The organism is Dehalococcoides mccartyi 195 (assembly GCF_000011905.1).
Classification (GTDB): Bacteria; Chloroflexota; Dehalococcoidia; order Dehalococcoidales; family Dehalococcoidaceae; genus Dehalococcoides; species Dehalococcoides mccartyi.
The window spans coordinates 927,064-940,082 of the sequence record NC_002936.3; the positions used below are offsets into that span (position 1 = coordinate 927,064).

Sequence of the window (13,019 nt, forward strand, 5' to 3'; positions counted from 1 at the left end):
CCCTACCCGCAGGAATATAGGATCTGATGATTTATGGTAACTCCAAAGGCGTTTATACCCGCCGCCACACTATACTCCATCTTCACAGTATTACTTTACCCTGTAACATTTCCGCTGTCCATGAAAATTATATCTTCCTTTCCGGCCAAACGGATAACACCTAAACCCTAAGCAACCCCCTGAATCCTCTGGAGGCATACCATGAGATTGCGCCGTTATGAAACACAAACACATGGCCGTAACGGCAATCAGCAAAAATAGCCCCGCCCAGTTTCCGGATATCCGCCGGGGTTTTTAACCAGCTGTCAGTCTTGGTATCAAAACTGCCGGATTTTTGCAATGTACGGTACTGCTCCTCGGTTAAAAGTTCAATCCCCATCTCATTGGCCATATCAACAGCATTCCCGCCCGGTGCCGGCCGCTTCTCTGCCGCCGCACGGTCATAACACGCTCTTCGGCGTCCTTCCGGGCTTTGGGGCGAACAATCATAGAATAAATATTCACCTGTACTTTTGTCATAATCAATCACATCCGGCTCACCGCCGGTTTTTTCCATCTCACCCAATGACCACAATTTAAGGGTATCTGCCTTAAGCTTTTCTTGCACCTTAGCCCAAACAATGCCCTCGTGGCGGTGTATATTTTGCTCAAAACGCCCTTTAAGCAGGCCAAGTAATTTAGCCTGTTCTTCCGGAGATAATACTTTTTCTGAACCTTCATTACTTATCATACTGTTATATTACCTCCGGCAATCAGTCTTTTTAAAGTAAATATTTTCATTTCACAAAGATTTTTTTGCCCGCCCAATAACCCGGTGAATACTAAACTATACCAATTTGCAGCGCAGGTTATTCACCTAAAATGAAATAATAGACATTATCTTCCTGCTTCTTTATAAAAAAACCGGTTCTCTCGCGAAAAACCGGTTAATCAGCAGGTATTTTTATTCGTTTGATTATGCTAAGTTTTAGCTTTATGGTGGGCCATCTTGGTCTCGAACCAAGGACCTCAGTCTTATCAGGACTGCGCTCTAACCAGCTGAGCTAATGGCCCGATTGATAACAACAGACAGATTGGGTATCTTCGAAATACTACCCGAAAAACGTCAATATAATATAGCAAACAGGACGCTTAGCGCAAGTCCTTCAGCCCAAAATGCCTAACAAAACCTACATGAGTTTCAAAGCGGGATAGATACAGGTTAGCAATCAGGAGAAAGTAATTTTTATCCCCTTATAACACTAACACCTTAACCCCTGGATAGCGGAAAGAAAAGAGAAGTATCCGTTTTAAGTCGGATATCGACCTAGGTTAATAGGCACGAGGCCAATTATCCTTAGAAAGGAGGTGATCCAGCCGCAGCTTCCGCTACGGCTACCTTGTTACGACTTCGTCCCAATTACCAGTCCCACCCTCGGCGACTGCCTCCTTGCGGTTGGCACATCGACTTCAAGTGTTACCGGCTTTCATGACGTGACGGGCGGTGTGTACAAGGCCCGAGAACGTATTCACCGCACCTTGCTGATATGCGGTTACTAGCAACTCCAACTTCATGCAGGCGGGTTTCAGCCTGCAATCCGAACTGAGGACAGCTTTGGGGATTAGCTCCAGTTCACACTGTTGCAACCTATTGTTCTGTCCATTGTAGCGTGTGTGTAGCCCAAGATATAAAGGCCATGCTGACTTGACGTCATCCCCACCTTCCTCCCCGTTTCGCGGGGCAGTCTCGCTAGAAAATTTAACTAGCAACAAGGGTTGCGCTCGTTGCAGGACTTAACCAAACACCTCACGGCACGAGCTGACGACAGCCATGCAGCACCTGTGCAAACTCCTGACTTAACAGGTCGTTTCCCTTTCGGTTCACTACTTCATGCATGTCAAATCTTGGTAAGGTTCTTCGTGTAGCATCGAATTAAACCACACGCTCCGCTGCTTGTGCGGGCCCCCGTCAATTCCTTTGAGTTTTAGCCTTGCGACCGTACTCCCCAGGCGGGACACTTAAAGCGTTAGCTTCGGCACAGAGAGGGTCGATACTCCCTATACCTAGTGTCCATAGTTTAAGGCGTGGACTACCAGAGTATCTAATTCTGTTCGCTCCCCACGCTTTCGAGCCTCAGTGTCAGTGACAACCTAGAAAACCGCCTTCGCCTCTGGTGTTCCTCCCGATATCTACGCATTTTACCACTACACCGGGAATTCCGTTTTCTCCTGCTGTACTCTAGTCCAACAGTATTGAATGACACGTCCCGGTTAAGCCGGGAAATTTCACATCCAACTTGAAAGACCACCTACGCTCACTTTACGCCCAATAAATCCGGATAACGCTTGCTTCCTACGTATTACCGCGGCTGCTGGCACGTAGTTAGCCGAAGCTTATTCCACAGGTACCGTCATTATTCTTCCCTGTGAAAAGAGGTTTACAACCCGAAAGCCTTCATCCCTCACGCGGCGTTGCTGGGTCAGGCTTTCGCCCATTGCCCAAGATTCCTTGCTGCTGCCTCCCGTAGGAGTCTGGGCCGTGTCTCAGTCCCAGTGTGGCTGATCATCCTCTCAGACCAGCTACCGATCGAAGCCTTGGTAGGCCATTACCCCACCAACTAGCTAATCGGACGCAAGCCCCTCACCAAGCACCTTGCGGCTTTAATGAACCGACTTATGTCAGCCCATCACATGCGGTATTACCTTCAGTTTCCCGAAGCTATCCCCCACTTAGAGGTAGGTTACTTACGCGTTACTCACCCGTTTGCCACTATCTTAATTGCTTAAGACCGTTCGACTTGCATGCATAAGGCACGCCGCTAGCGTTCATCCTGAGCCAGGATCAAACTCTCCAAGCTCAATAATAATTACTAGTGTATTGTTTTAAAACTTTTCTTTCCGCTATCCAGTTGTTAAGGTGCATTAGTTCCAGACAAAAAGAGATAGTATCACATTTCGTTACTCTCTGTCAAGGAAAAACCCCAGCCTGTTGAAGGCTTTTATGGAGTTGTTTACCGTGTAACCTGTCTTTTAAAGTGGCCGTTTTTATTCGGCAATCAATTTCAACGTGGGAGAGTATATCATAGGGTTTAGGGGAAAGCAAATCCCTTTTTAGCTTTGGAGGGGGGTATTTTTTAAAATATTTGGCATATTTTTTGTTATTTTTGCCCATCTGTCATATAACCTGGCATACATATGCTGGTCACGCAGTGCACCCTTAAAGATTTCTTTGGTGTGACGTGGCTTGTTTAAACCCCAAAATTTATAAAAGTTATTTTTTGACTGATTTAAAAAATAAGCTCGGGCTGCACTTATTAAATAAGAAACTCAAAAAGGCAGAAAGTTACTTTTATTCCGGCACCTTACCTTGGCTTTAAATACTAAATAAAAGCAAACAGGTAAAAATAAAGCCCTCTTCAAAACTTTTCAGCTTTGCAAAAGGGCTTTAAATACCTATTGGTAGCGCATACCGGATTCGAACCGGTGATCTCGTCCTTGAGAGGGACGCGTCCTGGGCCGCTAGACGAATGCGCCGTAAAGAACGAAATGGCTGGGGAAGAAGGATTCGAACCTTCCCATACGGATTCAGAGTCCGCTGTCCTACCGCTAGACGATTCCCCAACATGCACACGGATTATACAGTGAACCAAGCTGCAAAACAATGCCGCATCAATATTAAAAGGTGCGGCATTGTTTTGCAAAAACTATCTTATGAAATAGGGGTAATTGCAGGAGGCATATAAAGGAAGCCATAGAAAATAACTAAACTTATGCCAAAGCAACAAAACAGGAAGGCTAAGATGAAAGCTATGACGCCGGCATTCTCTAATAGTTTACTCATTCCGTTTCCTATCTCCTATATACATTTTTATATCAGGACTATCATAAATGCTTTTTAATTTTAAGTCAAGAAAACCCTGCATTTGTTCCTGCTTGACATGTATTTGCCGAATGGCATAATCTTATCTGAAATGTTAGATTTAACTGAACTTGAAAAATCCCTGGGAGTAAAGTTTGAAAATCTGTCCCTTTTGGAGCAGGCGCTCATACATACTTCATGGGTAAACGAAAACCCAAACCACTTAAGCGGCTCTAACGAAAGAATGGAATTTCTGGGTGATGCCGTACTGGGTGTAATATTTGCAGACCGGCTTTACCATGATTTCCCTGATATTCAGGAAGGTGACCTGACCCGTTTCCGTTCCCTGCTGGTGCGGCGGGAAAGTCTGGTAAGAGTAGCTTTGGGCATCAATCTTGGCAAATACCTCTATCTGGGGCGGGGTGAAGATGCCTCCAAGGGGCGTTTTAAGCCGGCCAATCTGGCGGGTGCATTTGAAGCCGTGCTGGCAGCCATATATCTGGATAAAGGGATAGATGCAACCAGGGAAGTTATCTTCCGCCTTTTTAAGACCGAAATGGAACGGGTGCAAACCCTGAGTTCCAACATTGATTACAAATCACGCCTGCAGGAGCTTGTGCAAGCCCAATTTCAGCTTACACCCCGCTACCGTATTATAGATTTCAGCGGGCCGGAACATAACCATCTGTTTATAGCCGAAGTCTATACCGAAGACAAAGTGCTGGCGGAAGGTTCGGGGCGCAGCAAAAAAGAAGCCGAAACCAGCGCCGCTAAAGAAGCCTTGCAGCAGTTTGAAAACAGCTTTACAGCCGAAGATAACATTTGATAAACTTTTAGCATTGTAGGAGGACACGTATGGGTGGCAGAGATTTTCAATCACGCGAGACCAAAAAACAGAAGAAAGATTCCAAAAAACCGGCAGTTTCGGGTGAGTTTTTCCAGCCGAATGTAGAACCGGAAGTAGTCCGCAAAAAGAAGAAAAACAAGGATATATAACTTGGGATACGGGGTTCAGGCGTGCATTGTCTGAAAGCGGTTGTCAAAGGGAAAGTTCAGGGAGTTTACTTCAGGGATTTTACCCGGACACAAGCCATACGTCTGGGGCTTTGCGGATACGCCCAAAACCTTGAGAGCGGCACTGACGTGGAAGTGATAGCCGAAGGAGACAAAGATATTCTGCTTGAATTTCTAAAACTGCTCCGCTCCGGCCCTCCCCATGCTGAGGTTCAAGAAGTGGAAGTAAGCTGGTCAAGCACAAATGGCAACTACGGTGATTTCCACATCAAATACTAAGCCGAATAAATGAAAACCAAGGGTTTTAAGTCCAGCGTTCCAGTTCAACGCTGGACGTTTTTATTAACTCCAGATAATCTGTTTTTATATTCAGAGTACGTGAAACTTCGGTATCAACTTCATAAGGTTCACCCGCAAATATCTTGCCCACGTGCTCAATCTCGCCCTTAGTGGGGTCACCGTGACTGGTAAATTTCTGGGTGGCCTCTATGATACCCATATCAAAGGGCAACGTAAAGTAAAGGTCAGATAAAACCTTTTCAATACCCTGATTATAAAGCGCGTCCCAGCCTGTTTTGCCGCTGCCATATTTGCTGGAAGGCAGTACCGGCAGCAGATTTGAGATTGAGAAGTTGCCCTTGCCGTTTATCACCTGCAACGGGGTAACACTTATCAGAAAATCACTGGACAAGATAACATTGGGCACCCAAAAGGTAGGTATAACCAGAGGCTTGTTAAGCGGGTTATCCACCTCAACCCAGGTGCAATCATTTACGTCCAGCAGGACCACCCTTTGAAAATCATACGAAAGAGATTTATAAATACTCTTCATGGGCGCACCACCAGGTGCTCCCTCCAGTATGATAATATCCGCATCACTCAGTTTGCGTATTCCGGCTATGATTTTGGATATGAGCTCACGGCTGGTACTCACCGGATACTGCACCGGATAATGGGCACAAGGCTTTATCAGGACTCTTCTGGCACGGGAAAGTATTTCCGGTGCTTTAAAATTATATTCGGAAGCATTGTATATCAAGAATGTACTCCTGGTTTATCATAATAAGTAAAATGGCATCTTAATATTTGGTTATCTTGGGTTAAACTGCGGCCGATATTCGGCAGGTGAATGGAGCAGGTCAAAATGCCCCCCACCTGAAGAACACCCCCGACTTGCCGGCTTGGTAAGTCACAAATCGGATGCCCCTATTCAGCCCGATACTAAAGCATAAAACCGATGCCATTATCCCGGCTAAAAAATACTCCACCAGAGTTTTTACCCGGTTAAGCATCGGCTGTCAGCTTAGCCATATTGCAGCTTTTTCACAGATATTAAAACCCCCGGCCTATGTAATAGCAGCCCAATAACAAATAATCTGCCTCCAACCACAAAAACAACTTTGGCAAAACCAAAATTGCAGAATCTTGAGGCATATTATTCACCCTGGGCTAAACCCGGCCAGGATAATCTGTCCTGATGCAAGAGAAGGCAGTACATTGCTTGCAAAAACCAACCCTCATTTGCAACCCATTCATTTTAGCACAAAAGTCAAGGTTTTCAGCCATATATTTATAATTATTTTGCAGTATTTACTGCCAAACGTATCAGAGTAGCTACAGATGCTCCTGAACCGCCCTTGATCCGGTAACCGCTGTCCTTATCAAGATAGGCCGTGCCGGCAATATCCAAATGCACCCAGGGTGTATCTTGCACAAATTCTTCCAGAAACAAAGCCGCCGTGCTGGCACCGGCAACCGCACCGCCCACATTTTTTATATCAGCCACATCGCTCTTTATCATTTCTCTATACTCTTCAAAAGTGGGCAGCTGCCAGATGCATTCGCCCGCCTGTTTGGCAGCAGATACAACCCCGGCATAAAAGTCGTCATTATTGGTAAAACCGCCGCTGCAGGCACTGCCGAATACGCGTGAGCAGGCACCGGTAAGGGTGGCAATATCTACTATTTGTTTAGCCCCCTGCCGGCAGGCATAATCAAGGGCATCAGCCAGTATCAGCCGCCCCTCAGCGTCAGTAGAATGGATTTCTACCGTCTTTCCGCTGGCCATGCGCAGAACATCACCCGGCTTGATAGCACAGCCGCTGGGCATGTTTTCAGTAGCCGGCACAATACCCATAATATTTACCGCCGGTTTCAGCTTAGCAATAGCCCCCATAGATGTAATCACGGCCGCCCCGCCGGACATATCCGACTTCATTTCCCACATTTTATCCGAGGGTTTCAAGGATATGCCGCCTGAATCAAACGTAATAGCTTTACCCACGTAAGCCAAATCAATTTCATCACTATCACGCCCGGTATATTTGAGGACAATAAATTTGGGTGCCTGACATGAGCCTTGCCCCACTCCCAGCACGCCACCCATGCCTTTTTCAAGCAGTTGGGATTCATTAAATATCTGGCAGCCAAGGCCTGTAGATTCGGCCAAACGCTGTGCAAAATCTGCCAAATCAGTAGGGGTCATGTTGCTGGAAGGTTCGTTTATAAGGTCACGGGCAGAACAGACCGCTTCGGCTATAATCTGCCCCCTGATAAGCCCTTGTGAGGCGCTGGACAGGTCAGCATTGTCCCCCAGTGCCAGTTTAACTTCATCAATCACCCCGTTTTCATTGCCGCTGGTAAAATACTTGCGGAAACGGTAACTGCCCATAAGTGCGCCGCCAACCGCTGTTTCAGCCAGCACATCTGCCGCAAGCGGAAGCTCGCCTAACCAGATAGCCATATTCTTGAAAGCCTTTTTGGATAAAGCCCTTGCAAGCTCACCCACAGACTTACGGAGTTCGTCAGGCCCGAATTTATCAGCTTTTCCCAAACCGAATACGGCCAAATAGCGGACAGGTAGATTGCCCAGCGTATTTATCAGATCAAGCTCTCCTGTTTTGCCCTTGAGCTCGGTTTTATCCTTCATTTCAGCCAGGCTGCCCCCCAGCTTGGCATCCAGTTCTTTAAGTTCAAAACTCAAATCCTGCCCTTCAAAAACAGGCATTGCCAAAACATCAGCCGTAATTGACCGGGGGTTTTGCTGAATGACTTTTATTTCCATTATCTGCACTCCTCTTGTGAAATATAGTTTTTTACATCTTTTATTAGATACTCCAGCACCGGCTGAAAGTCAGACTCACTCTTTATACGATAACATTTACCGGAAACAGGCTCAAACTTCGGCCTCAGCTGCAGGTAAATCTCCCAATCCGCATCAGAGCGGGATGTACCCTGCTGTATCCGCTCGTTCAGGTGTTTTTTGATAATCTCCGGAGGCAAATCAATCTCTACAACAAAATTTCTGACTCCCGCCCCGGAGGCAATCTTATATAAAGGTTCGCGGTCTTTAGCAGTCAGGCTGGTAGCATCCAGCACCAGAGATACTTTCTGCTTTAGCAGTTTGGCCATAAGCGTATGCACTGCCGTAAAAACTCTGGTATGCTCAGTATCAGTATAAACCGGTTGTGTTACCAGGGTTTTACGCAAAGCGTCACTCTCCAGTACCACAGCCGGTATGTGTTCTACAAAATGCTTTGCAAAGGTACTTTTACCTGTTCCCGGCAGCCCGACAAGTATAAGCAGAAACGGGCATTTCTCCGGCGGAGGCAACTTCCCCAAACTGGACAGCAATAATCCGGTATCATTTTCAGACGCAAGCAGCATAATAACTAAACATTATATTCCAAAAAAACTAAAAAACCCAGACAGTTTTCAAGCCTCGTAAAAAGCTATTCCGACTACCCCAGGACCGGTATGCACCCCCATCACCGGGGTAAATTCCATCAGCAAAATTTCTGCCTGAGGATATTTTTCCTTTATGCTCTGTTCAAGGCCGTGTGCCCGTTCCAGGGCATCAGCGTGCATTACCGCCGCTGTGAGTTTCCCTTTGCCCTTTACGTGTTCGGTCATCAAGTCCAGTATATTCTGCAAAGCTTTTTCAGCAGTCCGCGGCAGAGCTATAGTCTGGGCATCCCCGTTCCGCAGCGTAAAAACCGGCTTTATCTGAAGGACAGAATCTGCCAGAGCCGCTATTTTAGGAATACGCCCGCCTCTAATTAAATAATCAAAGGTATCCAAAGTGGCATACAGATATACCCTCTGCATCAGGGTATTTACCTGGGCAACCAGATTATTCAGGCTTTTGCCGGATTCAGCCTGGCGGGCGGCTTCCATAACTACCAGCCCCAAACCGGCAGCCGCTGTTTCGCAGGGAATTACTTTTATACAAAGGTTTTTCTGCTTTTCCAGTACCTGCATGGCCGCCAGCTGGACGGCATTGAACATACCCGAAAACCGCACCGGCTCGGTAATGCACAATATCTGGTCAGTTCTGGACGCCAAACGGCTGAAGGCTTCAATATAAGGACCCGGCACCGAACCAATAGTTTTAGCGGTCAGGGGAGATTCTTTTAGCATCCGGTAAAAGCGGCCCAGCTTTAGTTCGTTATCGGGATAAACCTTGCCGTCTATCACAACGTCTATCGGAATAACTTCTATCTGGTATTTCCGGACAAGTTCGGAGGGTATACAGGCAGTGGTATCGGTTACTATGGCTACGTTAGCCATATTTCACCTCTCATCAGCTACAGTATGTAACTTATTATACACATAGCTATGAGTTTGGCAATATATACATTCCGCTCATTTTTGCATCTGCCTTAGAGTTTCCCGGCAGGGCAAACCCAGCAAATCACAGGGCAGTTCTTTTAAAATAAAGATTTCCCGGGGGGTTTTATACTGCGCCAGATTATCCAGACAGTATTTCTTAATACCGGCAGGGGTTTGCTCAAACCCGTCCCGAAGTACCACCGCCACCCGAACCACTTCACCCCGCATACCATCAGGATCAGGTATCCCCACTGCCAGTACTTCTTTCACCCCCGGGCATGAAAGAAGCAAATCTTCAAGGTCAGAAAAATATATATTCTGACCTTTGGTAATAAGCATGGGCTTAATAAAACTCTTTATGTAAACAAATCCCTCGTTATCCTTATAGCCGATATCCCCGGTATAAAGCCAGCCGTTACGCAACATCTGGCTGGTTCTTTCAGGCTGACGGTATATCCCCTGCATAACCGGCCCGCGGATAATGACCTCCCCCGCCTGAAACGGCAGTAATAAATGCCCTGCCCCATCCACCACCTCCAGTTCAAACCCGTTAAGTGTTTTACCCACTGAACCGGGTTTACCGCTTCGGTCTAACGGCTGGCAGGTTACATGGGAAGTAGATTCAGTCAGGCCGTAAAAATCCACCAAGTCCCTATCCAGCAAAATCCTGTAGGCCAGCACCAGTTCCGGGGGCAGGGGCGCACCGGCACTGCCGCATAACCTGAGTGAAGTCAGATTGTATTCAGAAGAATTTTCACGCAAATGGCGAACCAGCATGGCATGAATAAAAGGAACGCCCAGAAATACGGTAATGCTTTCCCTTTCAATAGTTTTTAGCAGGCAGTCTATAGAAACACCGGAAAGAAGTATCACACTCCCGCCGCAAAAAAGAGTACCCAGCATTACCACCACCAGCCCGATGACGTGATGAAGCGGCAGGGCAAAGAGTATTACCCTGTCTTCGGCCGTTTGTTCAAACCCGCAGGCGGAAATAGCGGCTGTCTTTACCAGATTTTCATGGCTTATCATGACGCCTTGCGGGCGTAACTGGGCAGCCGATGTATAAGCGATATGGGCTACCTGAGTTTCAGGCACATCAATTTCAAAAGGCAACTCCGATATGTTAGCCAAAAAGTCTTTAAGTACAGCTACACCCGGATAAACGGTATCTTCCAGACTGATATAATGCTGGATATAACCCAGTTCAGAGCGGTGCGGGTGCAATACATTTAGCCCCTCGGTTTGGCAAACCAAGGCTACAGGCTGGCAGTCATCCAGCAAAGCTTTCAGTTCAGGCCATTTGTATTTGGGGTCAAGCGGTACGGCCACAGCCCCTATTTTGACTATACCGAAATAAAAAAACACAAATTCAAAACAGTTTGGCATCAGAAGCGCCACCCGTTCGCCCGCAACCACTCCCCGGCGGGTAAGCGCCCAGGCATAACAGTCGGAAATACTGTCCAATTCATTATAAGTAACCTGTTTATTTTCAGATTTCAAAGCGACAGCCTCAGGCCGGGCTGCCACTATTTCTGAAAGCCTGTCAGCAAGATTCAAATCTCACCATCCGGAAATATATTGTCTGAAGCATTAGATGAGCCAGTGTACCAGATTTTATATTTTGTATCAATTTTTTAATATCATTCATTTTGTTTGTTTAACGGAAACCAGCTTGACAAGCAGACACCCAGTGATTAATATGTAGCTAACTGAATATTCAAAGGCTGTGAACAAGACTAGTAATTTTCAAGCGAGGCTGAGAGAGCCGGGCAAGGTGTGAGCCGGTGCTGACGCAGAGGGTGAATGGACTTGGGAGCCGCAAACCGAACGGAGTTATCCAAGTAGGCCTTGCCGCAGGGGAAGCGTTAACGTATCCTAAGGCATAAAGGGTTCGCCCCAAGTGCCTGTTAAAGATGGCCGGTAGCTTTAGGGTTACGGCTAATTAGGGTGGTACCGCGGAAGTGAACCTTCTGCCCCTTTCAGGGCAGAGGGTTTTTTATTATCCCTGCCCGGACAAACCTGATACGGCTAAGGAGGCTTTAGATGGACTGGGGCTGACTGGCAACAGGGAAGTAAATACTAAACCAAGGCAAAACGGATACTAAAATAATCTCAAGGAGAACAGCCATGGCTCAAACCAAGTTTCTACTGCAAGAAAAGGATATGCCCCAGGTCTGGTACAATATCCAGCCTGATTTACCCGTACCGCTGCCCCCGGTTCTGCACCCGGGTACCGGCCAGCCGGTAACTCCGGCTGATATGGAAGCCATATTCCCCATGAGCCTTATCATGCAGGAGTTCAGCCCCGAAAGGCATATACCCATCCCCGAAGAACTGCTGGAAATATATAAAATCTGGCGGCCTACCCCCCTTTACCGCGCCCACAGGCTGGAAAAGGCCTTGCAGACCCCGGCCAAAATCTTTTACAAACTGGAAGATGTCAGCCCGGCCGGTTCTCACAAACCCAATACTGCTCTGGCTCAGGCCTATTACAATAAAAAAGCCGGCATAAAGAGGATTTCCACCGAAACCGGCGCCGGACAGTGGGGCTCTTCGCTGGCCATGGCCTGCAAATTTTTTGATATAGAGTGCAAGGTCTATATGGTAAAGGTAAGCTACAATATGAAGCCTTACCGCCGGGTCATGATGGAAACCTGGGGTGCGTCAGTTGTACCCAGCCCCAGCCCGGATACCAAGATAGGCCGTGAAATACTGGAACGTGACCCCGAATGCCCCGGCAGCCTGGGTATTGCTATAAGCGAAGCGGTGGAAGACGCCGTAACCCATCCCGGCACCAAGTATGCTTTGGGCAGCGTACTTAACCATGTTCTGCTGCATCAGACTATTATCGGTCAGGAAGCCAAAAAACAGATGGCTATGGCAGACTGCTACCCGGATATAGTTATTGGCTGCGTAGGCGGCGGCTCTAACTTCGGCGGTATTGCCCTGCCCTTTGTAGAAGACAAGCTCAATGGCACTCACAAGGATACCCGCATTATGGCTGTTGAACCTGCCAGCTGCCCTTCACTGACCAAGGGGCTGGATGCCTATGACTTCGGTGACGAAGCCGGCATGACCCCCATGATGAAAATGTTTACTCTGGGACATCAGTTTATGCCGCCTCCGGTACATGCCGGCGGTCTGCGCTATCACGGTATGTCTCCTTTGCTGTCTCACCTCAGCCGCCTGAACCTGATTGAGGCCACAGCGGTCAACCAGATAGAGACCTTTGAGGCAGGCATACAGTTTGCCCAGACCGAAGGTTTCATAAGCGCACCCGAAACCAACCATGCCATAAGGGCGACTATTGATGAAGCCCTGAAATGCCGCGAAACCGGCGAAGCCAAGACTATACTCTTCTGCCACAGCGGCCATGGCCACGTAGACATGGCTTCCTATGACCTGTACCTGCGGGGCAAGCTGAGCAATTATGAATACCCTGCCGAACTGGTTAAAGAAGCCCAGAAAGGTTTGCCCAAAGTAAGCGCTTAGGCAAATACCTCAAAACTGTTTTCACAAGGGAGGGGCAAAAAACCCCTCCCTTTAGTTTATAAAT

The 13,019-nt window shown here is 47.4% G+C and carries 10 protein-coding genes, 3 tRNA genes, 1 rRNA gene and 1 other annotated feature; of the genes, 4 read left to right on the top strand and 10 right to left on the bottom strand.

The genetic code is table 11. From position 1 onward, the window contains the following. Positions 1-160: 160 nt before the first annotated feature. From DET_RS05275 to DET_RS05305, 5 genes are all read right to left on the bottom strand, one after another. The gene (locus tag DET_RS05275) at positions 161-730 is read right to left on the bottom strand and encodes a DUF4256 domain-containing protein (RefSeq protein WP_010936717.1); all 570 of its coding nucleotides are present in this window, start codon (positions 728-730) and stop codon (positions 161-163) included. A 246-nt stretch (positions 731-976) separates the two neighbouring features. Further along, positions 977-1,053: transfer RNA gene (locus tag DET_RS05280), tRNA-Ile, on the bottom strand. A 287-nt stretch (positions 1,054-1,340) separates the two neighbouring features. After that, positions 1,341-2,837 (bottom strand): 16S ribosomal RNA (locus tag DET_RS05285). Positions 2,838-3,436: 599 nt separating this feature from the next. Further along, positions 3,437-3,513, bottom strand: a tRNA-Glu gene (locus tag DET_RS05300). 13 nt (positions 3,514-3,526) lie between these two features. Continuing rightward, positions 3,527-3,600, bottom strand: a tRNA-Gln gene (locus DET_RS05305). 350 nt (positions 3,601-3,950) lie between these two features. On the opposite strand from DET_RS05305, the gene rnc reads away from it, so the two are divergent. Genes rnc through DET_RS05315 form a run of 3 tightly spaced genes read left to right on the top strand, consistent with a single transcriptional unit; the run spans position 3,951 to position 5,131 of the window. After that, a complete protein-coding gene (rnc, locus tag DET_RS05310) occupies positions 3,951-4,664 on the top strand; it encodes a ribonuclease III (protein WP_010936720.1) in 714 nt (237 codons plus the stop codon). Positions 4,665-4,693: 29 nt separating this feature from the next. Continuing rightward, positions 4,694-4,834: a hypothetical protein gene (locus DET_RS08720; protein WP_010936721.1), complete on the top strand. Its 141-nt coding sequence runs from the start codon at positions 4,694-4,696 to the stop codon at positions 4,832-4,834. A 21-nt stretch (positions 4,835-4,855) separates the two neighbouring features. Continuing rightward, positions 4,856-5,131, top strand: a complete 276-nt coding sequence (locus DET_RS05315; protein WP_010936722.1) for an acylphosphatase — start codon at positions 4,856-4,858, stop codon at positions 5,129-5,131. Between the two features lie 25 nt (positions 5,132-5,156). Here DET_RS05315 and DET_RS05325 read toward each other — a convergent pair whose 3' ends face one another. The 5 genes from DET_RS05325 to DET_RS05350 all read right to left on the bottom strand — a co-directional run bounded on the left by DET_RS05325 (position 5,157) and on the right by DET_RS05350 (position 11,020). Continuing rightward, a complete protein-coding gene (locus DET_RS05325; RefSeq protein WP_010936723.1) occupies positions 5,157-5,891 on the bottom strand; it encodes a DUF362 domain-containing protein in 735 nt (244 codons plus the stop codon). A gap of 537 nt (positions 5,892-6,428) precedes the next feature. Continuing rightward, a complete protein-coding gene (locus DET_RS05335; RefSeq protein WP_010936725.1) occupies positions 6,429-7,916 on the bottom strand; it encodes a leucyl aminopeptidase in 1,488 nt (495 codons plus the stop codon). After that, complete coding sequence (locus tag DET_RS05340; protein ID WP_041223373.1) at positions 7,916-8,518, bottom strand: AAA family ATPase; 603 nt, start codon at positions 8,516-8,518, stop codon at positions 7,916-7,918. The genes DET_RS05335 and DET_RS05340 overlap by 1 nt, the downstream gene beginning before the upstream one ends. Before the next feature lie 48 nt (positions 8,519-8,566). Continuing rightward, entirely contained in the window at positions 8,567-9,421 is an 855-nt protein-coding gene (locus DET_RS05345; protein ID WP_010936727.1) for a DegV family protein, read from the bottom strand. 75 nt (positions 9,422-9,496) lie between these two features. After that, positions 9,497-11,020, bottom strand: a complete 1,524-nt coding sequence (locus tag DET_RS05350; protein ID WP_010936728.1) for a class I adenylate-forming enzyme family protein — start codon at positions 11,018-11,020, stop codon at positions 9,497-9,499. Between the two features lie 160 nt (positions 11,021-11,180). Beyond that, positions 11,181-11,444 (top strand) — a binding site (T-box leader). Between the two features lie 146 nt (positions 11,445-11,590). Between DET_RS05350 and DET_RS05355 the strand changes: the two genes are divergently transcribed. Then, on the top strand, positions 11,591-12,955 hold the full coding sequence (locus DET_RS05355; RefSeq protein WP_010936730.1) for a TrpB-like pyridoxal phosphate-dependent enzyme: 1,365 nt from the start codon (positions 11,591-11,593) through the stop codon (positions 12,953-12,955). Positions 12,956-13,019 lie beyond the last annotated feature (64 nt).